General features: G+C 71.0%; 13 protein-coding genes. 6 read left to right on the top strand and 7 right to left on the bottom strand.

Annotated features, from left to right (window positions below):
• Positions 1-11 precede the first annotated feature (11 nt).
• A complete protein-coding gene (locus tag OG349_RS32205) occupies positions 12-1,709 on the bottom strand; it encodes a SpoIIE family protein phosphatase (RefSeq protein WP_327237939.1) in 1,698 nt (565 codons plus the stop codon).
• Positions 1,710-1,995: 286 nt separating this feature from the next.
• On the opposite strand from OG349_RS32205, the gene OG349_RS32200 reads away from it, so the two are divergent.
• Complete coding sequence (locus tag OG349_RS32200; RefSeq protein ID WP_327237938.1) at positions 1,996-4,215, top strand: NADP-dependent isocitrate dehydrogenase; 2,220 nt, start codon at positions 1,996-1,998, stop codon at positions 4,213-4,215.
• Between the two features lie 84 nt (positions 4,216-4,299).
• On the opposite strand, the gene OG349_RS32195 is transcribed toward OG349_RS32200, so the two are convergent.
• A complete protein-coding gene (locus OG349_RS32195) occupies positions 4,300-5,361 on the bottom strand; it encodes a chitinase (protein WP_327237937.1) in 1,062 nt (353 codons plus the stop codon).
• Positions 5,362-5,658: 297 nt separating this feature from the next.
• Here OG349_RS32195 and OG349_RS32190 point away from each other — a divergent pair, with 297 nt between their 5' ends.
• Positions 5,659-7,167, top strand: a complete 1,509-nt coding sequence (locus tag OG349_RS32190) for a short-chain fatty acid transporter (protein ID WP_327237936.1) — start codon at positions 5,659-5,661, stop codon at positions 7,165-7,167.
• A gap of 136 nt (positions 7,168-7,303) precedes the next feature.
• On the opposite strand, the gene OG349_RS32185 is transcribed toward OG349_RS32190, so the two are convergent.
• Positions 7,304-7,903 (bottom strand): hypothetical protein, encoded by a 600-nt coding sequence (locus OG349_RS32185; RefSeq protein ID WP_327237935.1) that lies wholly within the window; start codon positions 7,901-7,903, stop codon positions 7,304-7,306.
• 181 nt (positions 7,904-8,084) lie between these two features.
• Here OG349_RS32185 and OG349_RS32180 point away from each other — a divergent pair, with 181 nt between their 5' ends.
• Positions 8,085-9,563, top strand: coding sequence for a helix-turn-helix domain-containing protein (locus tag OG349_RS32180; protein WP_327237934.1), 1,479 nt, complete (start codon positions 8,085-8,087; stop codon positions 9,561-9,563).
• Positions 9,564-9,587: 24 nt separating this feature from the next.
• Here OG349_RS32180 and OG349_RS32175 read toward each other — a convergent pair whose 3' ends face one another.
• Both OG349_RS32175 and OG349_RS32170 read right to left on the bottom strand, forming a co-directional pair.
• Positions 9,588-12,617, bottom strand: coding sequence for a discoidin domain-containing protein (locus tag OG349_RS32175; RefSeq protein ID WP_442806439.1), 3,030 nt, complete (start codon positions 12,615-12,617; stop codon positions 9,588-9,590).
• Positions 12,618-12,946: 329 nt separating this feature from the next.
• The gene (locus OG349_RS32170) at positions 12,947-13,420 is read right to left on the bottom strand and encodes a VOC family protein (protein WP_327237932.1); all 474 of its coding nucleotides are present in this window, start codon (positions 13,418-13,420) and stop codon (positions 12,947-12,949) included.
• 141 nt (positions 13,421-13,561) lie between these two features.
• Between OG349_RS32170 and OG349_RS32165 the strand changes: the two genes are divergently transcribed.
• Complete coding sequence (locus OG349_RS32165; RefSeq protein ID WP_327237931.1) at positions 13,562-15,184, top strand: Na+/H+ antiporter; 1,623 nt, start codon at positions 13,562-13,564, stop codon at positions 15,182-15,184.
• A 20-nt stretch (positions 15,185-15,204) separates the two neighbouring features.
• Here the strand turns inward: OG349_RS32165 and OG349_RS32160 are convergent, their stop codons facing one another.
• Positions 15,205-17,352, bottom strand: coding sequence for a SpoIIE family protein phosphatase (locus tag OG349_RS32160; protein ID WP_327237930.1), 2,148 nt, complete (start codon positions 17,350-17,352; stop codon positions 15,205-15,207).
• Between the two features lie 291 nt (positions 17,353-17,643).
• On the opposite strand from OG349_RS32160, the gene OG349_RS32155 reads away from it, so the two are divergent.
• A complete protein-coding gene (locus OG349_RS32155) occupies positions 17,644-17,808 on the top strand; it encodes a hypothetical protein (RefSeq protein WP_202534062.1) in 165 nt (54 codons plus the stop codon).
• Between the two features lie 386 nt (positions 17,809-18,194).
• Complete coding sequence (locus OG349_RS32150) at positions 18,195-21,953, top strand: Ig-like domain-containing protein (protein WP_327237929.1); 3,759 nt, start codon at positions 18,195-18,197, stop codon at positions 21,951-21,953.
• Between the two features lie 76 nt (positions 21,954-22,029).
• Here the strand turns inward: OG349_RS32150 and kdpC are convergent, their stop codons facing one another.
• Positions 22,030-22,659 carry a potassium-transporting ATPase subunit KdpC gene (gene kdpC / locus OG349_RS32145; RefSeq protein ID WP_327237928.1) on the bottom strand — a complete coding sequence of 210 codons (630 nt, stop codon included), beginning with the start codon at positions 22,657-22,659 and terminating at the stop codon, positions 22,030-22,032.
• Between the last annotated feature and the right edge of the window lie 17 nt (positions 22,660-22,676).

Below are 22,676 nucleotides of genomic sequence, written 5' to 3'. Positions count from 1 at the left end.
GTCAGGACGGCCTACGCCGCGTCGTCCCGTGCAGAGGCCGGCGTGGCCAGCAGCAGAGCCACGTCGTCCTCCTGCCCCTGCCGGGTCTCTATCGTCTGGACGATGTACTCCGCCAGTTCGTCGAGGTCCGCGGGGCCGTCGTACAGCGCGCTCCGGATGCGCTGCTCCCCGACATCGATGTCCTCGCCCCGGAATTCGAGCAGCCCGTCCGTACACAGCAGGAGCGTGTCGTCGGGCCCGAGGACCAGCTCGGTCGTGGGATAGGGCGCGTCGCTGTACTGGAGCAGCCCGAACGGCAGGCCGCCCGCCACCCCGGGGCTGCTGCTGCTCCCGTCGGCGTGGCGGATCACGGGTCCCGGGTGCCCGGCCCGTACCAGCAGCGCGCGCCCGGTCGCCGGGTCGAGATCGACGTAGATGCAGGTGGCGAGGCGGTCGGTGTCCAGGTCCTGGAGGAACTTCGACGCCCGGGCCATGACGGCCGCCGGCGGATGCCCCTCGGCGGCGTACGCGCGCAAGGCCGTGCGCAGCTGGCCCATGACGGCGGACGCCTGGATGTCGTGTCCTTGGACGTCACCCACCACCAGGCCGACCCGCCCGCCCGGGAGGGGGACGACGTCGTACCAGTCACCGCCGATCTGGTGGCCGGTGCGCGCGGGCTGGTAGCGCACGGCGACCCGCAGGCCCGGCATGCTCGGGATGGCCGCCGGCAGCATCGACTGCTGGAGGCCGACCGCCATGGCGTGCTCCTCGTCGTACAGCGCGGCCCGCTGCACGGACTGGGCGATGGTGGCCGCGAGGGCGATCAGGAGGGTGCGTTCCTCGGGGGTGAAGGAGGTCTTGCCCTCGTACATGATCGACAGCACGCCGCTCGCCCTGGCCTGCGCGATCAGGGGGAGGACGGCGCCCGCGGTGAGCGGGGTGTCCTTGACGTGCGGCCACAGCTGCGGGTATTCGGCCTCGACGCTCTGCCTGGTGATGAACACGGGGCGGTGGGTACGGAACGCCTCCGCGACGGGCAGGTCGGCGTCGATCCGGGAGAACTCCATCTCCTCCCGCATCGTCATGGGCAGGCTGGCGACGGCGATACGGCGCAGCCGGTCCTGGTCGAGGACGGTGAGGGAGATCGCCTGGGCGCCCACCGGGTCGAGGATCTCGCGGCTGGTGAGCGCCGCCAGGACGTCCTCCACGGTCAGGGCCCGGGACAGGGCGGCGGTGGTCGCCTGGACCACGTCGCTCTGGTGGCGGCGCTGGGGCTCCAGAATGGCCTGCTGGGCGACGTGCTGGAGTTCGGCGCTCGCGTCCCGGACGACGCCGATGGCCCGCAGCGGGGCCCCCGAGGCGTCCCGTTCGATGACGCCCTGGGTGTGTGCCCAGCGGATGGTGCCGTCGGAGCACCGGATGCGGAAGTACGTGCCGTAGGCGCCGGGCTCGTACCGTACCCGGGAGACCATCGCGCGCAGGGCGGCCGCGTCCTCGGGCACCATGAGCGCGAACAGGGTCTCCGGCCGGCCGTCGAACCCGTCGGGCGGGAGGTCGAAGACCGCGAGGGCGCCCTCGTCCAGGAAGATCATGTCGGACCTCAGGTCCCGCAGGAATCCGCCCATCCGGTTCGCCGCCAGCGTCCTCGGGAGCGCTGCCCGCAGGTCCGCGCCCAGCGCCCGGAGGGTCGCGTCTCGGTCCTGCGTGGATCGGGCGCTGCGGCGCTCCATGTGACCTGCCCTTCCTCAGCGGCATTGGCGGGACAGCACTCAGGCGACGGCGCTGACGGACGGGTATCGGCGGGCATCGGCGGGGCGGCTCGGACGGCCGGAGGGCAGCCGGCGGACCCATTTGTCCTGGAACCAACTATATGCACGCTTCGGTGTGGCGTTGAGTCCGCCCGAGGGAGGCCGGTGCCGTCCCGGCGCACGGACCGGGCGGGGCCCTGGCCAGAGGTGGGCGTCCACGGGATATCTTGATATCAAGCAATGTTGCAGACGTGGAGCGGAGCACCGGGTGACTGACTCGACCATCATCTATACACACACCGACGAGGCGCCGGCCCAGGCGACGTATTCCTTCTTGCCCGTGGTCGAGGCCTATGCCGCGACGGCCGGGGTCACCGTGGAGAGCCGCGACATCTCCCTCTCCGGGCGCATCATCGCCGGTTTCCCCGAGCGCCTGGAGGAGGGCCAGCGCATCGAGGACGCGCTGGCGGAGCTGGGCAAGCTCGCCAAGACGCCCGAGGCGAACATCATCAAGCTGCCGAACATCTCGGCGTCCATCCCGCAGCTCAAGGCGGCGATCGCCGAGCTCCAGGGGCAGGGCTACGCGCTGCCGGACTACCCCGACGACCCGAAGACCGACGAGGACCGGGACGTCCGCGCGCGGTACGACAAGGTCAAGGGCAGCGCCGTCAACCCGGTCCTGCGCGAGGGCAACTCCGACCGCCGCGCCCCGGCCTCGGTGAAGAACTACGCGAAGGCCCACCCGCACTCGATGGGCGCCTGGGACCCTCGGTCCAAGACGAACGTCGCCACGATGGACGCCGACGACTTCCGTAGCGGCGAGAAGTCCGCGGTGATCGCCGAGGCGGGCTCGCTGCGGATCGAGCTGGCCGGCGACGACGGTACGACGACGGTCCTGCGGGAGTCGGTGCCCGTGCTGGCCGGGGAGATCGTGGACGCCTCGGTGATGCGCGTGGCGGCGCTGCGTGAGTTCTTCACCGCGCAGGTGGCGCGCGCCAAGGCCGAGGGCGTGCTGTTCTCGGTGCACCTCAAGGCCACGATGATGAAGGTCTCCGACCCGATCATCTTCGGCCATGTCGTACGGGCGTTCTTCCCGAAGACGTTCGCGGAGTACGGCGAGACGCTGGCGGCGGCCGGCCTGAGCCCCAACGACGGGCTGGGCGGCATCCTGGGCGGTCTGGATACGCTGCCCGACGGCGCGGCGATCAAGGCATCCTTCGACGCCGAGCTGGCCGACGGCCCCGCGCTCGCGATGGTCGACTCGGACCGCGGCATCACCAATCTGCACGTGCCGAGCGATGTCATCGTGGACGCCTCCATGCCGGCCATGATCCGCACCTCGGGGCACATGTGGGGCCCCGACGGCCAGGAGGCCGACACCCTCGCGGTGATCCCCGACAGCAGCTACTCGGGGATCTACCAGGTCGTCCTGGACGACTGCCGCGCGCACGGCGCCTTCGACCCGGCGACGATGGGCTCCGTGTCCAACGTCGGCCTGATGGCGCAGGCGGCGGAGGAGTACGGCAGCCACGACAAGACCTTCGAGATCCCCGCCACCGGCACGGTGCGCGTGGTCGACACGGCGGGCGAGGTCGTCCTCCAGCACGCGGTGAGCGCGGGCGACGTGTGGCGCATGTGCCAGACCAAGGACGTACCGGTCCGGGACTGGGTCAAGCTCGCCGTCTCGCGCGCCCGCGCGACCGGTGTCCCGGCCGTTTTCTGGCTGGACGAGACCCGCGCTCACGACGCGAACCTCATCGAGAAGGTCAAGGCGTACCTGCCCGAGCACAACACGGAGGGGCTCCAGATCGAGATCAAGTCGCCGGTCGACGCGATCGCGTTCTCCCTGGAGCGGATCCGCCGCGGCGAGGACACGATCTCGGTCACCGGCAACGTGCTGCGTGACTACCTGACCGACCTGTTCCCGATCCTGGAGCTGGGCACGAGCGCGAAGATGCTCTCCGTCGTGCCGCTGATCAACGGGGGCGGCCTGTTCGAGACGGGCGCCGGCGGTTCCGCGCCCAAGCACGTCCAGCAGCTCATCAAGGAGAACTACCTGCGGTGGGACAGCCTGGGTGAGTTCCTCGCCCTCGCCGTCAGCTTCGAGCACTTGGCGCAGACGACGGGCAACGCGCGCGCCCAGGTGCTCGCCGACACGCTCGACCGCGCGACGGGCACGTTCCTGGACAAGGACAAGTCGCCCAGCCGCCGGGTGGGTGGCATCGACAACCGCGGCAGCCACTTCTACCTGGCTCTCTACTGGGCCCAGGAGCTCGCCCAGCAGACGGACGACGTCCAGCTGGCGGAGGCGTTCGCCGCTCTCGCCAAGACGCTGTCCGAGCAGGAGACGACGATCGTCGAGGAACTGATCGCCGTCCAGGGCAAGCCGGCCGACATCGGCGGCTACTACCGCCCGGACCCGGTCAAGGCGGCGGCGGTCATGCGCCCGTCGGCGACCTTCAACCAGGCGCTGGCAACGCTCGGCTGACGGTCCGTCCACGCTGAACGCAAGAGGGCCGGGAGCCCGCACGGCAAGTGCGGCCTCCCGGCCCTCCGTTCGTTCCCTACCGGCTCAACGGCCTTGCAGGGCCTTGACGTTGTTGCCGAACGTCCAGTTCTTTGAACCGTCCCAGTTGATGGACCAGGTCATCAGGCCCTTGAGCCCGTTGGCGTACTTGTTCCAGGCCTGCGTGACCAGGTTCGGCGCCATGTAGCCGCCGCCCGCGCCCGTTTGGGCGGGGAGTCCCGGGACCTGCTTGTCGTACGGGACCTTGATCGTGGTGCCCTGGACGACCAGTCCCTTGTTCAGGCAGTCGGTCTGGGCGGTGAAGCCCGCGACGGTGCCGGCGGAGTACGAGTCGCCCGCGCACCCGTACATGCTGCCGTTGTAGTACTGCATGTTCAGCCACCAGAGGCGGCCGTTGTCCGCGTACTTCTTGATGATGGGCAGGTACGCGCCCCAGATCGAGCCGTACGTGATGGAGCCGCCGGTGACGTAGGCCGTCTCGGGGGCCATCGTCAGGCCGAAGTTGGAAGGCATCTGGGCCAGGACGCCGTCGATGATGCGGATCAGGTTGGCCTGCGAGGTGGACGGCTTGGTGATGGTGCCGCTGCCGACCAGCCCGGTCTCGATGTCGATGTCGATGCCGTCGAAGTTGTACTTCTTGAGGATCGGCACGACGGTCGCGACGAAGCGGTCCGCCACGGCGGTGGAGTTGAGGTCGATGCCGGCGGCGGCCCCGCCGATCGACATCAGGAGCGTCAGGCCGTTCTGCTTGGCCTGGCACATCTCGGACGGGGTCGCGACCTTGACCGTCGCGTCCATCCCGTCCTCCCACAGGACGGTGCCATCCGAACGGATCACGGGGAAGGCCGCGTTGACCACGTTGTAGCCGTGGGCGGCGATGCGGCTGTCGGTGATCGGGATCCAGCCGAGCGGGGGGTGGACGCCGTTCGCGGCGCCGTCCCAGTTCTCCCAGTACCCCTGGAGAACCTTGCCCGCGGGCTTCGACTTGACGGCGCAGGTCTCGGCCTGCGGGGCGCTCGGCGCGGCGGTGGCGGGCGGCTGGGCGAGGAAGCCGAGCGAGGCGAGCGCGAGTCCGGCGCCGAGGATGCGTATGGTCCGACCGATCATGCGGTAGTCCCTTCTGGCCATGACAGGCGGCACCTGAGCGGGCCGGCCGTTCATGACGGTCTGTGGGGGGGGACCCGGCCAACTCCCGGCCTGTGGGGGCCTGGAGACGTCCGTGGGGGTTCCGGTGTTCCGCCGAACGGTAATTTGGTCCAGACCTTCGGTCAAGAGGTCTGGACCACACGCCCGTGGGGCCGCCGGGACGGGTGGGAGACGGGTGGCGCCATTGACTCCGGGCGGCGCCCCCTCCACCATCCTCCCCACAGCCGCTTCCCCCCACCGGCCGACAGGAGACCCCCCATGCCCACGGCGCCCCCGCAGGAGCCGGACCCGAAGCCGGCGCTCCCCACGCCGTCCGAACCGTCGTCTCCGGCCGGAGACAACTGGCTCGCGCGGCTGGCCCTGCGTTTCACCGCCTTCACCGAGAAGTGGCTGCCCGACGCGCTGGGCTTCGTCCTGGTGGGTACGTTCGCGGTCCTCGCGCTCGGACTCGCCTCCGGGGAAGGGCTGTTCGGCAGTCCGTCCGATCCGGCGGACACCACCGGGTACGGCCTGGTGGACGCGTGGGGCCAGGGCTTCTGGTCCCTGATCACGTTCACGCTCCAGATGGCCATGATCATCATCGCGGGTTACGCGGTCGCGGTCTCCCCGCCGGTGAGCCGGCTGATAGCGAGGATCGCGCGGCTGCCCCGTACCCCGCGCGGTGCCATCGCCTTCACCGCCGCCGTCGCCATGGTGACCTCGTACCTCAACTGGGCGTTCAGCCTCATCTTCACGGCGATCCTCGCCAAGGAGATCGCCCGCAGGGTCAGCGGGGTCGACTACCGGGCGCTCGGCGCGATGGCCTTCCTGGGCCTCGGTACGGTCTGGGCGCAGGGCCTCTCCGGGTCGGCCGCGCTCCAGGTGGCGAGCGACGCGTCGAGCCCGCCCGCGGTGCAGAAGGTCATCGCGGAGGGGCGCGGCAGCGGGCTCATCCCGCTCACCGAGACGATCTTCCTGTGGCAGGGCGTCGTGGCCACGGCGGTCATCTTCGTCATCGCCGTGACGACGGCCTGGTTCCTCTCCCCGTCCCCCGACCGCGCGAAGACCGCCGACCAGTTGGGCATCGAACTGGGGCCGAGCGTCGCGGGGAAGCGGCCCGAGACGCGGCGGGGGCGTCCCGGGGAGTGGATCGAGTACAGCCCGGTCTTCGCGGTCCTGCTGTTCGCGCTCGGCGCCTGGTATCTCGTACGGCACTTCGCCGACGCGGAGGGCGACGCCCTCGCCGCGCTCGACCTGAACACCATCAACCTGATCCTGATCCTGCTGGCCCTCATCCTCCACTGGCGCCCGGTCCGGCTGGCCCAGGCCTTCCGCGAGGGCGCCCCCGCCGCCTCCGGTGTGCTGCTCCAATTCCCCCTGTACGGCGGCATCTTCGGGATGATCGCCTTCACCGGCCTGAGCAAAACGATCGCGGGCTGGCTGGTGTCGGTGTCGAACGAGTTCTTCTACCCGGCCCTCACCGCGGTCTACAGCTGTGTCCTGGGCATCTTCGTCCCGAGCGGCGGCAGCAAGTGGGTGATCGAGGCACCGTACGTCCTGGACGCGGCGAACCAACTCCACGTGAACCAGGGTTGGGTGGTCGTGGTGTACGACCTCGGCGAGGCGAGCGCCAACCTCCTGCAACCGTTCTGGATGCTCCCCACGCTCACGATCCTGGGCCTCAAGGCCCGCGACATCATGGGCTACACGTTCGCCATGTTCCTCGCCTGCTTCCCCGCGGTCCTGATCCTGGTCACCCTCTTCGCCCGCACCCTCCCGTTCCCGTAGGGCGCGGGGCGCGGTGGCGGTAAGCGGACTCCGGGCCGGAGTGGTCCGGTCCGGAGCCCGCTCGCTCCCCCGATGTGCCCGTCAGGAGCCGATGGGGATCCTGACGGACAGTCTGTGATGTGTGGTGGCGGGTGGCTCAGTAGAGCTTGGCCACCGCCGTGCGGGTGGTCGTGCGGAAGCCGTTCAGGGGTGCTCCGTCGAGGTCGCCCAGCTGGCTCCAGCCGATCACCGTGACCGCCTTGCCGTCGCGGCCGACCGCGTACAGCGCGATGTCGGTCGAGCCCACCCCGGGGTCGGCGGTGTCGATGCTGTAGAGGTCGGCGCCCTCCTCCACGGCGATCCGGCCGTGGTGGAAAGCCTCGCCCTCCAGGGTCGGGTACTCCGCCTTGAGGCGGTCGACGCAGCCCTCGATCGCGGTGCGCAGCTTCGCCGCCAGGGCCTTCGCCTTGGTCTCGCTGGCGGCGACCGTGATCGTCTGCCGGGCGCCGGTGTCCAGGTCGGTCCTGAACTCGCGGTGTTTGCTGTTCGCGTCCGGTGCGACGCCCTCGACGCAGAAGTCGTCGGCCGCCCCGGACTGCACGGGCCCGGCGATCCACGGCGTGCTCGCGGCCGGCAGCTGGGAGGCCGAGAGGAAGGCGGGTGTGACGGGAGCGGCGGTGGCCGCGGTGATCGTGGCGACGGTCATCCCCACGGCCGCTGTGGTCAGAGCGGCGGCGCGGAACATGTTGGTGATCATGGAAGTACTTCCCCCGTGTTCGTCGTCTGCTGAACGATCACCAGCTTCGACGGCTCGTGACGTAGGCCGCAAGCATCTGAGCCGTCGGTGGAACGCTGGAACCGTTCCACCCCCTTTGACGTGGGTCTCTTCAGTAGGGATGGAACGCCGTCCTGTGACGGCCGGGGGGAGTGGGCACGCTGTGAGCACGCCGAAGGACGCGGAGACCGACGCGTTCGCGCGACGACTGCGTGAGATCCGGGAGGGATCGGGCCGTAGTTACGGTGCGCTGGCGCGCCGGGTGGGGGTGAGCGGCTCGACGCTGCACCGGTACTGCTCGGGGAGCACGGTGCCGGTGGAGTTCGCGCCGATCGAACGGCTGGCGCGGCTGTGCGGCTGCGAGGCCGACGACCTGATCGCCCTTCACCGCCTGTGGGTACGGGCCGACATCGAGCGCCGGAAACGTCAGGAGGCCGGGGCCGGAGTGGCCGCGGGGGCCGGGGCGGGGGCGGGGGCGGGCGCCGACAAGGAGATGGAGGGGGAAGTGGAGGTGGAGGGCGGATCGGCCGACACCAGCGAGCCCCTCACCGTCGGTCCTCCCCCGCCCGACCCGCCCCCTCCCGCCCGCCGCCGGCTCCTGCGCCGTACCGGCTGCTCCGCCGCCGTCGCCGCGGCCGTCCTCGCGCTTGTCCTCCTCGTGGCCTTCGACCGCTCGCCCCTGTCCACGGCCGACCGGCCGCGCGCCGCCGATCGGCCGGCCGGCGGCTCCACCACCGGCACTACGCCGTCGCCGGGCGGCGGCGTCACGTCCGGTACCTCCTCGTCCCCGGGCCCCCGCATCTCAGGTACGGCCACGGCTCCCACCGGAGCCCCCCGTTCGGGTGATCCGAAGCAGACGAAGAACCCCCGCCCGGGGACCACGGCCGGCAAGAAGCCGTCCGGTCCGTCGTCGGGCACCAAGGGCGGCGGCGGAAGCGGAAACACCGGTGGAGGCAACGACAGCGGCACCCCCTTCACCTGGAGCACCAACCGCTACGTCTGGGAAGGCGGTTGCGGCCACGCCTTCCTCGTCAACCGCGCCCCCTCCGCCGTCCCCCCGCCCCCCACCGAGGCCGACGCCGAGCCCTGGGCCCGGTCGGTCGGCGCGGTGGACGCCGGGGAGAGCAGCGTGCGCGTCACTGTGCAGGGCAAGAGCGACACGGCGGTGGTCCTCCAGGCCCTGCACGTCCGGATCGCGGCGAAGCGGACACCGCTGCCGTACCGCACGTACCACATGAGCCCCGGTTGCGGCGGCTCCCTCACCCCCCGCCTGTTCGACATCGACCTCGACGCGTCCCGCCCCCTCGCCCGCTCCAAGGCGGGCAACGACGCGGGCGAACCGATCCCCGCCGTCTCCTTCCCCTACCGGGTGTCGGCCACGGATCCCGAGATCCTGCTGGCCACCGGCCGTGCGGTCACCTGCGACTGCGCGTGGTACCTGGAGCTGGAGTGGAGCAGCGGGGCGCGCTCCGGGACCGTACGCATCGACGACCACGGGAAGCCGTTCCGTACGAGCGGTCTCCGGGGCCGCCCCGCCTATGAATACGACACCGGATCGCACCGCTGGATCCCGGCCGAGCCGACCCTGGCAGCCGACCCGGCCGGGATCACGGACACACCCCAGGGCAGCCCTGAGGCCTGAGCCCTGTCCGCGAGGAGCGGCGCGCTAGTTCCAGCCCGTCAGCCCCGCCCCGTACTGATAGAGCGGATTCCCGTACGTGGGCGGCACCGGCTGGCCCGCGTCGATCTTCGCGCGGATGTCCGCCCGTTCGGCGTCGGTCGCGCCGAGGTCGTACGGCAGGTCCCACTTCTCGTTGGCGTCCGCCTGGACGTCACCGCCGCCGGGCTTGAGGACCTGGTCCAGGCTCCTCGGCATCTGCCACGGAAGCTTCCCGCGCGGGGTGTAGTCGCCGAAGAGCAGGGAGGCCGTGGCCGGTCCCACTTCCTCGCCGCCCCGGTAGGTGACCACGATGGCGTCCGCGAGCCCGTTCCACTCGCTGATCACGATCGGCCGCGGCAGAGTGAGCACCACGACCACCGGGATCCCCTGATTCTTGAAGTTCTGGATCAGGGCGAGTTGATCGGCCGGCAGATGGGGCTGGGTGTTCGGCCACGAGGTGGCGTGGGTGTACGACGGCTCCCCCACGGCCACGACCGCCAGCTTCGGCGCGGGACCGCTGTCCTGGTAGACGTTGACCCCGGCGGTCGCGGCTCTCGCCCTGATCGCCTCCAGGGTGGTCTGCGAACCGTAGTTGGGGTGGAAGTAGCTGGACCAGATGCAGCACGCGGCGCCGTCCGTGGCCCGGGCGCCCGCGACGACGATGTTGTCGCCCCGGTTGAGCCTGACCGGCAGGACGCCGTTGTTCTTGAGCAGGGTGTTGGACTCGCGCGCCGCCTTGTTGGCGAGAGCCACGTAGCTCGGCTGGTGGAAACGGTAGGGGCCGTTGACCGGATCGCCGTACGGCCGGTCGAAGACGCCCAGTTGGAACTTGAGCCGCAGGATCCGGGTCACCGCGTCGTTGATCCGCGCGATCGGGACCTGCTGCTGGAAGCCCGCCATGGTGAAGCCGGCCGCGCCCGGGTCGGCCCCGCCCATCACGTCGGACCCGGCGTTGGCCGCGTTCACCCAGGCGCCGGACGGCAGCCAGTCGGTGGTGATGAGGCCCGTGTAACCGAGGTTCTGGCGCAGGTACGCGAGGATCTTGGCGCTGTCGCCCGCGCCGGGACCACCCGGGTCGAGGAACGAACTGCCCGCGTAGCCGGGCATGATGTTGACGGCCCCGGCCTCCATCGCCGCCCGGAACGGGATCATGTGGTACTTGATGGTGACCCCGTCGTAGACGATGCCCGCCTCGCCGCCGGCCCCTTCACCGGGCCAGTGCTTGACGGTCGCGAGGACGGAGGCGGGGTTCAGCTCGGGCCCGCCCTGGAGTCCGGCCACCAGCGCCCGCAGCTGCGCGCCGACGGCGTCGGCGTTCTCGCCGCCGCCCTCCTGGATGCGGGGGTAGAGCACCTTGGTGCCGACCTCCGCGAGCGGTGAGAGGGTGCCGCGCGCGCCGACCTCCAGCTGCTCCTTGCGCTGCATGTCGCCGAGTTGGTAGTCGAGCGGGTAGTCCTTGCTCGCGCCCAGCGTGCTCTGGAGCGGGTACGTGGTCTGGTAGCCGGCGGTGGTGTCGCCGGCGGAGACCGGCGGGATGCCGAGCCGGGTGGCGGCCGTGGAGAGCAGGATGTCGTGCAGGTCGCCCGGTTGCGCGGGGCCGAAGTGCCAGCCGGAGCGCGGGAACGACTGGACGTTGTAGAACATCTGGTACGCCTTCTCCTCCGGCGTCATCCTGCCGAGGAGATCGCTGACCCGGGTCTCGACCGGCTGGCGCCAGTCCTCGTACGGTTCGAGTGTCCCGTTCTTGTTGAGATCCCGCGCGCCGTTGACGAGGCCGACCCCGTCACTGACGGTCTCGATGTCGGGCTTGTAGACGCTGAAGGTACGGATGTTGGAGGTGGTCTTCGCCCCGGAGCCGCTCACCGCGACGACGTACCACTTGTAGGTCCACCGGTCGGTGATGTCCCAGGAGGGCGCGTACGTGGTGCCGGTGGGCTCGGCGACCTTGGTGTACAGGTCGAGGAGGTTGCCCGACGCGGTGAAGTCGTAGTCGGTACGGCTGACGTTGAGCCACACCTCGTAGCGGGCGGCCCCGGCGACGGCCGCCCAGGAGAAGGCGGGCCTGCGGGTGCTCGTGATCATGGCCCGGTCGGCCGGCGCGGAGAGCGCGAACTGGTTGAGGGTGCCGGGGGCCTTGGTGGGCGGGGACAGCAGCGGCGCGGTGGCGGCGGAGCTGTCGACGGACCCGAAGACCTGGAACTCCCAGAGCGAGACGCCGTAGCCGGTGGCGCGCGTCGTGGCGAACAGCCGTACGTACCGGGCCTTACCGGTGACGGCAGGGCGCTCGACGCCGCCCTTCCCCGTGGTGGTGGTGTGGACCGTGGTCCAGTTCGTGCCGTCGTCGGACAGCTCGACGCGATAGCTGGAGGCGAACGCGGATTCCCAGTTCAGCTCGACCCCGGTGATCGTGGCCGTTCCGCCGAGGTCCACCTGCAACCACTGGTTGTCGGCGAACTGGCTCGACCACCGGGTGTCGGTCCGCCCGTCGAGGGCCGCCGCGGGCGCGTTGGCGCCCTCCCAGGTCGACGCGGACACCTGCTTGTAGGCGGAGATGGGCGTGCCGGTGGGGGTGGGGCCCCCGCCACCGCCGCCCGCTGTGCCGTACACCTGGAACTCCCAGAGGGAGTAGCCGTAGCCGGTGGCGCGGGCGGTGCCGTACACCCGCACATAACGCCCGGATCCGTTGACGGCGATCGTCTGGTTGCCGCCGGGGCCGGTGGTCGTTGAGTGGATGTCGGTCCAGTTCTGGTCGTCGCCCGAGACCTGGATCTTGAACGACGTGGCGTACGCCGTCTCCCAGTTGAGGACGACGGAGCTGATGGTGGCGGTGGCGCCGAGGTCGACCCGGAGCCACTGCGGGTCGGCGGCGGCGCTGGACCAGCGGGTCCCCGCGTCCCCGTCGACCGCCGCGGAGGCGGGGGTTCCGGCGTTCTCGGTCGAGGAGGTGGTGACGGCCTTGCCCTGCGACAGCAGGGTGTCGGCCGCTTGGGCGGTGCCGGCCGAGGTGGCGGCGGCACCGCCCATCGCGAGGCTCATCGCGACGGCCACCGCGATCAGCGGTCTGCGGCGCCGGACGGTTCGCAGTAACGAGGACAGGAGGCGCATGCGGGTCTCCACGGGTTGTGATGCCTCTCCACCACAACGCCGGGGCACGGTCGGCGACGGCGCGTGCGGGGCGGCTGTCGGTGACTCAGGACTCATCGCTCCGTGGTCGGAAATGACCACGGAGAGCGCTCTCCCGCGAGAGTGTCTTCATGACTGACCACTGTCAACCCTTGGAGCCGTTCCCGGTACGCGATCTCCTTTCCCGGTACGCCTGCCCTGCCCGGCGCCCTCTGCCCGGCCCCGCCGTGCCGTGCGCCCGCTCAGTCCTCGTCGGCGGCCGCGTACAGCGCGGCGATGTCGAGCTTCTTCATGCCGAACATCGCCTTCATGGCCCGTTGCGCGCGCGACTGGTCCGGGTCGTTCATCAGCTCAGCCATCGCCGCCGGGACCACCTGCCACGACAGGCCGTACCGGTCCTTGAGCCAGCCGCAGGGGCCTTCCTCGCCGCCGTCGGAGAGCTTGTCCCAGTAGTAGTCGATCTCCGCCTGGTCGGCGCAGTCGATCGCGAAGGAGACCGCCTCGTCGAAGGTGAACTGGGGACCGCCGTTGATCGCGAGGTACTCCTGACCGTCGAGCACGAACTCGACGGTCAGCACCGTGCCCGCCTCACCCGGACCGGCCTCGCCGTAGTAGGAGATGTTCTTGATCTTCGAGTTCGGAAAGACCGAGACGTAGAACTCGGCAGCTTCCTCGCCCTGGGTGTCGAACCAGAGACTGGGAGTGATACGGGGCATGACCGCCTCCTCGTGGCGTCGATGGCGCGCGACCGATGTCCGCTGTCCGTAGTGACCGTCGCGGCGGCCGGAACTCATCGCGATACGGTATCGGGACAAATCGACTCACGACAGCTGTGGCGCAGAACGGGAGACCGCTCGATGGCGGGACTGGAGATCGCCCTCGTCCTGGTGACGACCGTTCTGCTGCTGACCTGGGTGTCCCGCCGCCTGCACGTCAGTGAGCCGGTGGCCCTGCTCCTGGGCGGCGTACTGGTCGGGCTCATCCCCGAGTTCCGCCACGTGCACCTGTCGTCGGACCTCATCCTGCTGATCTTCCTGCCGCCGCTGCTGTACGCGGAGTCCCTGAAGATCTCGCTCCACCAGATCCTGGCCAACCTGCGGGTCATCGTCCTGCTCGCGGTGGGACTGGTGCTGACCACCGCGGTGACCGTGGCGGCCACCGCGCACGGCTTCGGCATGGCCTGGCCGCTGGCGTTCGTCCTGGGCGCCGTACTGGCGCCCACGGACGCGACGGCGGTCGCGAGCGTGGCTCGTGGCATGCCACGCAGGACGCTCACCACCATGCGGGCCGAGAGCCTGGTCAACGACGGTACGGCGCTGGCCGTCTTCGCGGTGGCCGTGGAGATCGCCACCGGCGAGCACTCCTTCCAGTGGGGCGGGGCGATCCTGCGGTTCGTCCTGTCGTACGTGGGCGGGGCGGCGATCGGCGCGGCGGTCGCGCTGCTCGTGCTGGCCGCCCGGCGCAGGACCCACGACAGCACGATCGAGAGCGGGATCAGTGTCCTCACGCCGTTCGCCGTCTACGTCCCGGCGGAGCTGGCCGACGTGTCGGGCGTACTGGCCGTGGTGGTGTGCGGGCTGATCGTCAGCAGGGCGAGTCCCCTGCTGATGCCCGCGAGCACCCGCGTCCAGAGCTTCGCGTTCTGGCAGGTCACCACGTTCCTCCTCAACGGGTCGCTGTTCGTGCTGGTCGGCCTGCAACTGCCCGACGTGATCGGGTCGCTTCCCACGCTCGGCCAGGGCGATGTGGTCGCCCTCGCGGCGGCGGTCACGGGAGCGGTGATCCTCACCCGGCTGGTGTACCTGCACACCACGCCGTACCTGATCCGGGCAGTGGACCGGCGCCCGCAGCAGCGGGCCCGCCGGATCGGCGCCCGGCAGCGCATGCCGGTCGCCTGGGGCGGGGTACGGGGCGGGGTGTCCCTGGCGGCCGCGCTCGCCGTACCGACCCTGGCGGCCGACGGGACGAGGCTGGCGGACCGGAACGTGATCGTCTTCGTGACGGCCGTGGTCATCGTGGCGACCCTGCTGCTCCAGGGGCAGACCCTGCCTGCCGTGATCCGGTGGTCACGGCTGTCCCCGGACCCCACCGAGGCCGGCGAGGAACTGCTGGCGCGCCAGGAGATGACCGCCGGCGCGCTGGCGGCGCTGCGCGAGCGGGCGGAAGGGTGCGGTGCGCCGCCCGAGGTCGAGCGGCACCTCGCCGAGGAGCTGGAATCGTACGCGGAGAGCCTGCGCGGGACAGAACCACCGGCGCACCACACCGAACTGCGCCTGCGCCAGGAGCTGATCGGGGTGAAACGCGCCCGGCTGGTCACCCTCCGGGACGCGGGCCGCATCGACGACACCGTGCTGCGCCGGGTGCAGGAGACGCTGGACAGCGAGGAGACCCGGCTCAACCTGCGGATCGAGGAGGGACGCGCGACGGCGGGCGGTCTGCGTGCCCAGGGGGAGGGACGGGACGAAGGCGGCACTCCCTGAGAGCATCCGACGGACACGCCCTACGGCCGCCCGGGGTCGGCCGCCGATCGCAGCAGGAGCAGGGCGATGTCGTCGTTGCGGATCGGGCCGCACGGCCCCGGGAGCAGCAGGTTGTCCGCGAGGGCGTCCAAGGACCGGTACTCGCTGCGGGCCAGGCGCCGGGCGACGTCCCTGACGGCCTCGTCCATGTCGACTCCCGGGCACTCGACCAGACCGTCGGTGTACATCATCAGCAGGCTGCCCGGCGGCAGCGCGACGTCCACGGTCTCGTACGTGGCAGCGGAGTCCACGCCCAGCAGGACCCCGGCCGGCAGGGGGATCGTCTCGGCGTGCCCGTCAGGGGCGTACAGCAGCGGCGGCGGATGGCCCGCCGTGACCAGCCGGGCCCGGTGGGCCGCCAGGTCCACCTGGACGTAGAGGCAGCTCGTGGACAGGTCGGGGGCGAGGTCGGTGAGCAGGCGGTTGGTCCTGGCGAGGACTTCACCGGGGGCCGCGCCGGCGGTCGCGTAGGCGTGGACGGCGGTACGGACCTGTCCCATCAGCGCCGCCGCCGAGACGTTGTGGCCCTCGACGTCACCGATCACCGCCGCCACGGTGGTGTCGTCCAGCCGGATGAGGTCGTAGAAGTCACCTCCGATGTCCATGCCGTACGTGGCGGGCAGATAGCGCCCTGTCACGTCCAGGCCGGTGACGCCGGGGAGTCTCTGCGGGAGCAGGCCCTCCTGGAGTCCCTGGGCGAGCTGGTGCTTGGCGTCGTACAGCCGGCCGCGGTCGAGCGCCTGGGCGATGAGTCCCGCCAGCGAGGTGAGGGCCGCGCGCTCCTCGTGGGGGAAGGGGTGCGGCTTGTCGTACGCGAGCAGGCAGACGCCCACGGTACGGCCCGACGCGATGAGGGGCAGGAACGCCCAGGCGCCCTTCGTCGTCCGCGAGATCACTTCGGGGAACGCCTCGGCCAGCTCGTCGCGGGTGGCGAAGAAGCTGGCGGTCCCGGTGCGGGCGACGAGCGATCCCGGGCTGAGGCCGGAGACGTGCATGGCGTCGAAACGCTCCAGGAGGTCGGGGCCGAAGCCGTGCGAGCCGATGATCCGCAGCCGGCCTTCCTGGAGCGTCGCCAAGGCCACCGCCTCGGCGTCGAAGGCGCTCACGATCTGGTCGGCGATCAGCTCCACGACGTCATCCACTCCGACGGCCTCGGTGAGTGAGGCGGCCAGGTGCATCAGGTGGTAGAGGGCGCCGGGTCTGACCGGCGCGGGTGTCTCGGTGTGCCGCGGCTGCCGGGCGCCCTCGGGTTCGCCGGAGGGGGCCGGGGTGATCACCACGCTGATGCCGGAGGGGTCGGGGTGGAGGCGGAAGGTCAGCCAGGTGTCGGGCGGGCGCAGGGCGGTGAAGGTCATGGGCTGCTGGCTGAGCACCGCCGACCGGTAACGGTCCTCGAACACCGGGTCGTTGAGCCACGACAGTTTCTCGGCGGGAAGGAAGCCGACCAGGTCCGCCGGGTCCCGGCCGACGAGTTCGCCGGCCCGTGGGCTGATGAAGACGATCCGTCCGTCCAGGTCCAGGGAGCAGGCCCCCTCGGGAAGGCGCGCGGCGAAGTCGACTGCGGCGAGGGCCTGCGCGGGTCCCGGCGGCTCCGAGGGGCGGGGGGACAGCACGCGCGGCTCGGGGCCGATCAGGGTGGAGCGGCCCCGGGCGGCGGCGCGGCGGCACACCGCCGCCAGGTCCGCGCAGGCCGTCTCGGCGGCGTCCTGTTCGGCCTCGCTGAGTTCGGAAGGGTGGGTGCCGGGCCAGAGCAGGACCAGGGCGCCCCAGGCCGTACCGCCGCTCGTGATCGGAGCGGCGACCATGGCGAACGAGTACGGCAGGATCAGTCCCGTCCGTGGGTAGTGGCGGGACAGCGCGCCGTCGGGGCTGAGCCACACCAGCCGGCGTTCACGGGTGGCGTCGGCGACCGGGACGGAAGCGGCCACGGAGACCCGCTCCCACGGCCTTGTCACGGTCTGCGGCACCCCGGTCGTGACCACGAGCCGCAGGATCTTCCGGTCGGGCGGGGACAGGAGCCACACACCGCCCGCGTACGCGCCCGTGTCACGGACCGCCCGCTCCAGTACGGAGTCCAGCGCGAGGCCGGGGCCCGTACGGGAGAGGAAGAAGGACGTCTGACCGGCCATGCACGCTCACCTCCGCCCCTGGTGGGCGGCCCACCGGCGCCGCCGGACACCACGCGCGTGCCCGAACGGACACTGTGGGCCTTACAAGAACAATAAGCGATGAGGCGAATATGCGAAGAATGTCGGCTCCGAGCGTCAACCGTTCTAAAATGGTGAATACCGGACCCCCGGGGCCACGGTGGGCGAGCGTGCGTTTTCGCCACTCTTCGCACTCACCCGCCTACCGGATGTATGCGATGTCGAGCGCGGCCCCGAGGGCGATGCCGTGCAGTGGCAGGGAAGGGGCTCACGATGAGCAATCCGATCGACGACTGGACCTCCCGCCTCCAGGACATGACGGGCGAGAAGGAATCCGACCCCGAGGACACGCGGCGCTTCGTCGAGGATCTGTACACGGCGGCGCAGGTCGACCAGGACAAAATGCGCGCGCAGGCGGAGTTCGAACGGGAGGAGTGACACGCCACCGGCACATGCCAACGGCCGTTCCGGGGGCCGCGACCCGTTTTCGGTTCATGTAACACGTTTCACGAAGTAGCAGGTCAGAGGCGTGGGTTGACATATCCCCACACCTCACCTTTCCGCCTGCTTTACATGACGTCACGGTCAAAAACAAGGAACATCTGGGTTTCCTCACCCCACAGAGGTAGTTGAGATGTGAACGTTCGTCCGGCTGTCGATCACTCGCGGCAGCCGCGTCGTCGGACTCATCCCGCACGGGCGGCAGTCGCCCGCGCACACCGAAGTGAGGTCAGGCACAGGTGGACATATCAAGACCCATGCGGACGTGGCTGCGTCCGCTTGCCGGAGCAACAGCGGGCCTGCTGGCCCTGAGCGTTCTCTCGATGACCGGGGCACTCCCGGCCGCCGCGTCCACAGGCCCGTCAACAGGCCCCGACGCGTCGGTGGTTCGTTCGGGTGACGGATGGACCGTGACCCGGGCCGCCGGCGGTTACGTCGTGTCGCTGAAGCTGGACACGGCCCTGCCCGTCAGGAGCGACCTGCCCGAACTGGTCGCCGACGGTACGGATCTCGGCCCGGCCAAGGAGTCCCGCGACGGGCGCACCCTGACGGTGACGACGTCCGACCCGTCGGTCGCCACCGCCGGGAAGGTCGACTGGCGCTGGTCCGCCGGCGGCGACAGCACCGCCGCCGGACCGACGAGCCTGCTCTCGGCGGGCGCCCAGGCCAAGGCCAGGAAGCTGACCGAGGCGAAGGCCGAGGCCGACGCCGAGGACAGCCCGGGGACCGGCGTGGTCGCCGAAGGCGTCGGCGGATCGGGGACGACGTCCGACGATCCCACGACCATCGGCCAGGGCTCCTACACGATCGCCGACTACAACTTCGGCGCGCAGTCGATCCCGCTCACCAACATCGGCGGGATCCGGGGCGAGTTCGAGGGCCGTATCTACCTGCCGACCGACGGCAAGGCCCACCCGGTCGCGATCTTCCTGCACGGCCGGCACAGCTCCTGTTACAACACCACGACCCTGCGGGGCGCCAGCGGCTGGCCCTGTCCGGTCGGTACGGCACCGATCCTCAGCTACGCGGGGTACGACGCGGCCGCCGAGGCACTGGCGGCGGACGGCGTCACCGTCGTCTCGATCTCGGCCAACGCCATCAACGCCAACGACAACCAGCTCGCCCCGGACAACGGGGCCAACAGCCGGGGCCAGTTGGTCCTCGACACCCTGGCCATGCTGAAGAAGGCCAACGCGGGTGAGCCGGTCGCGTACCACGACGCGGCGACCGACCAGGACGTCACCCTGGCCCAGGCCCTCGACTCGGGCGACGCCACCTACCCCGGCGGTACGGTGACGGCGCAGCAGCTCGTCGGCACCATGGACTTCGGCTCGATCGGCCTGATGGGCCACTCGCGGGGCGGCGAGGGCGTCGTGTCCGCCGCCGCCCTCAACGCGGGGCTGCCGCAGCCGTGGCACCTCACGTCCGTACTCCCCCTGGCCCCGGTCGACTTCACCCGTACGACCCTGCCGGACGTGGTCACCACCACGATGCTGCCGTACTGCGACGGAGACGTCTCCGACCAGCAGGGTCAGCACTTCTACGCGGACTCGCGGGACGCGTTCCCGGACGACGACGTCCTGCGCTCCAACGTCTGGGTCATGGGCGCCGACCACAACTTCTTCAACTCCCAGTGGACTCCGCCCTCCCCGGGCGGCTCCGACGACTGGTCGAGCACCGCGGACGCCGTCTGCGGGACCAGCGCCGCCGCGCTGGCCTCGGGCAAGAACATCCGGCTCACGGCGGCGCAGCAGTACCAGGTGGGCGCCGCCTACATCGCCGGCTTCTTCGAGGCGACCCTCGGCGGCCGGACCCAGTTCCGGGGCCTGTTCGACGGCTCCGAGCTGGTGCCGCCGTCGGTGGCCGCCTTCGCCGACGTCCGTACGATCGCGCAGCAGCCGGCCTCGGCACGGCGGGACCTCGCCTCGTTCAAGACGACCAGCCCGCTCATCGGCACCACGTCGACGGCCACGGCGACGGTCTGCGCCAACAAGTCCGGGCGTACCGTTCCGCAGCCGTACCCGCTCTGCACCAACCCGGGGAGCACGCTCACCAACCAGCAACTCCCGCACTGGACACCGGCGTCGTTCGCCCCGAACGTGCCGCTGAACGTGATGACGCACCTGACGTGGACGGCGGCGACCGGAGCCCTCGGGGTGACGCTCGCGGCCAACGGGCAGAACGCCTCTCGCTACGACGAGCTGAGCGTCGGCATGTCGCCGGACGAGAGTGTCACCACCGGCACGGACATGACACTGAGTGTGGCCGACGCGTCGGGACACACATGGAGCAGTCCGGTGTCGGCCCTCAACCCGTGGGGCGTCACCAGGATGCCGGCGAGCGGCTCGACGACGCTGGGCAAGATCGTGCTCCAGCAGGTACGGGTCCCCACCGCCACCCTGGCCGCCGCCGGGCTGGACCTCACCCACCTCACCAAGGTCACCTTCACCGGGGCCGTCGGCGCCGACGGCGTACCTGGCGGCGGGGTGTACCTCTCCGACCTGGGCTTCAACAGCAAGGCGCTGGGGACGCCGAAGGTCCAGGCGCGGCCGACGGTCAACGTCGCGTCGACCAGGACCGAGGAGGGCAACGGGCCCGGGGTGTCCACGGCGGCGGTGTACCTGTCGCGGCCGAGCACGACCCCGGTCTCCGCGTACCTCACCGTGGTGGGTTCCGCGACCGGCAAGGTCGGGCTCGCGATGCAGAAGGTCACCTTCGCGCCGGGCACGACCTGCCAGGTGACCGACATCCCGGCGGCCGGTGACACCGTGGCGGGAACAACCCCCACCACCGCCTTCAAGCTCGGGGTGTCCAACTCCACGTACGCGGTCCTCGGCGTGCAGGACTTCGGCACCCTCACGGTGCGCGAGGACGACGGGGTGACCGGTACGGCGACCGCCGCACCGCCGGTGGGCGTCCAGGGCGACCCCTGCGCGGAGTACGAGGCGCTCTCCCGGCCGGGGCCGCTGACGGTCGGCGACTCCAAGCCGGAGCCGGGAGCCGCCGTCACCCTCGGCGGGTCCGGCTACCGCGCCGGGGAGAGCGTGGCGTTCACGCTCGGCTCGGCCGCGCTCGGCAGCGCGGTCGCCGGCAGCGACGGTACGGTCTCGTTCCAGGCCACCGTCCCCGCGGACCAGGCCTACGGCAGCGCGCAGGCCAGCGCGGTCGGGGCGGGGTCCGGGTACACCCGTACGGCGTCCGTCGAGGTCCTCGCGACCACCACGACGGCGCTCGCCCTCTCCCCCGCCGCGCCCCGGATCAACGAGACGGTCACGCTCAAGGCGACGGTCACCGGGGCGGGCACCGACGGCGCGGTGGTCACCTTCCGGGACGGCGCCACCGTCCTGGGCTCGGCCCCGGTCAGCGGCGGGACGGCGTCCCTGCGGATCCCGTCGGGCTTCAAGGCGGGGACGCACACCTTCACCGCCTCGTTCGCGGGCTCCGCGTCGGCGGACGTGTCGGTGTCCGACCCGGTGGGGCTGATCCTGACGAAGGGTCAGAGTTCCCTCGCCATGTCGCTGGTGGCGAACTCCACCCGCTACGGGCACGCGGTCTCCGGGGTCTTCGCGGTGGCCGGTGCCAAGGAGGGCACGGTGACCGTCACGTACGGCACGGGGTCCGGTCTGAAGGCGAAGGTCGGGGCCTCGGGAACGGGTACGTTCAAGCTGCCCGCCACCCTGTCCGTCGGCGCGCACACGGTCTCCGTCTCCTACGACGGAACCGACTTCGTGGCTCCGAGCGGGGTCGCCTCGCAGAAGCTCACGGTCCTGAAGGCGAAGACGACCACGGCGCTCAGCCTCTCCAAGACCAAGCTGGCGCGGGGGAAGTCGCAGACCGTCAAGGTCACGGTCGGCGGGCACAGCGCGGGCGCGTACCCGACCGGCACGATCACCGTCACGGCCAAGGTCGGCGGCACCACGACCACCAAGAAGGTCAGCCTGTCCGCCGCCAAGAAGGGCGTGCTGAGCTTCTCCGTCACCATGCCGAAGAAGAAGGGCACGGCGACCGTGACCGCCGTCTACGCGGGCAACGGCAGCTTCCTGTCGAGTACGTCACCGCACAAGAAGGTGACGCTGACCTGAGCCGGAGGGGGTAGAGCAGAAGGGGGAGGGGGCCCGGTCCGGGCCCCCTCCCCCCGCTCGTCGCCGCGGCCCGCCGTCAGCTCAAGGCCGCGAGTTCATGGTTCAGTTCCACGACGTTGACCGCCTGCTGGCCCAGGAAGCCCACGTTCCGGCTCTTGACGTGGTGCGAGACCGTCTCCCGTACGAGGGCCGGGCTCAGCCCGCGGGCCCTGGCGACCCTGGCCACCTGCTGGTGGGCGTACGCCTTCGAGATGTCCGGGTCGATGCCCGAGCCCGAGGACGTCAGCGCGTCGGCGGGCACGGTCTCCGGCCGCACCCCGTCGAACGCGGCCACCGCGGCCCTGCGCTGCCGGATGGTGGACACCAGCCCCGCGTCGTTGGGGCCCAGGTTGGAGGCGCCGGTGGCGGTCGGGTCGTACCCGGCGGTGCCGGCCGCCGGCGGGCGCGGCTGGAACCACCGGGGGTCGGGACGGCCGGTGGTCTCGCCCTCGCGGAGGGGCAAGGTGAAGTTCTGGCCGATCAGGCTGGAGCCGACGGTCCGCCCGCCGTCCTTGATCAGTGAGCCGTTGGCCTGGTGGGCGAAGAGTCCCTGGGCGATCCCGGTGAGGGCCAGCGGGTACGCGACACCGGTGATCACACTGAACACCAGCAGCATCCGCAGCGCCGCCAGATGCTGCCGGACGACGGAGGAGAGGGAGGAGGGCATGACGGGCATTCTCCTGG

Origin of the sequence: Streptomyces sp. NBC_01317, assembly GCF_035961655.1 — a bacterium.
GTDB lineage: Bacteria > Actinomycetota > Actinomycetes > Streptomycetales > Streptomycetaceae > Streptomyces.
This window is presented reverse-complemented; position numbering and strand designations above follow the sequence as displayed.

What these genes read in the sequence shown, in the direction of transcription:
- OG349_RS32205 (WP_327237939.1), bottom strand. Translation starts at nt 1,709, where the DNA reads ATGGAGCGCCGCAGCGCCCGATCCACGCAGGACCGAGACGCGACCCTC.
- OG349_RS32195 (WP_327237937.1), bottom strand. Translation starts at nt 5,361, where the DNA reads ATGATCGGTCGGACCATACGCATCCTCGGCGCCGGACTCGCGCTCGCC.
- OG349_RS32190 (WP_327237936.1), top strand. Translation starts at nt 5,659, where the DNA reads ATGCCCACGGCGCCCCCGCAGGAGCCGGACCCGAAGCCGGCGCTCCCC.
- OG349_RS32185 (WP_327237935.1), bottom strand. Translation starts at nt 7,903, where the DNA reads ATGATCACCAACATGTTCCGCGCCGCCGCTCTGACCACAGCGGCCGTG.
- OG349_RS32175 (WP_442806439.1), bottom strand. Translation starts at nt 12,617, where the DNA reads ATGAGCCTCGCGATGGGCGGTGCCGCCGCCACCTCGGCCGGCACCGCC.
- OG349_RS32170 (WP_327237932.1), bottom strand. Translation starts at nt 13,420, where the DNA reads ATGCCCCGTATCACTCCCAGTCTCTGGTTCGACACCCAGGGCGAGGAA.
- OG349_RS32165 (WP_327237931.1), top strand. Translation starts at nt 13,562, where the DNA reads ATGGCGGGACTGGAGATCGCCCTCGTCCTGGTGACGACCGTTCTGCTG.
- OG349_RS32160 (WP_327237930.1), bottom strand. Translation starts at nt 17,352, where the DNA reads ATGGCCGGTCAGACGTCCTTCTTCCTCTCCCGTACGGGCCCCGGCCTC.
- OG349_RS32155 (WP_202534062.1), top strand. Translation starts at nt 17,644, where the DNA reads ATGAGCAATCCGATCGACGACTGGACCTCCCGCCTCCAGGACATGACG.
- OG349_RS32150 (WP_327237929.1), top strand. Translation starts at nt 18,195, where the DNA reads ATGACCGGGGCACTCCCGGCCGCCGCGTCCACAGGCCCGTCAACAGGC.
- kdpC (WP_327237928.1), bottom strand. Translation starts at nt 22,659, where the DNA reads ATGCCCTCCTCCCTCTCCTCCGTCGTCCGGCAGCATCTGGCGGCGCTG.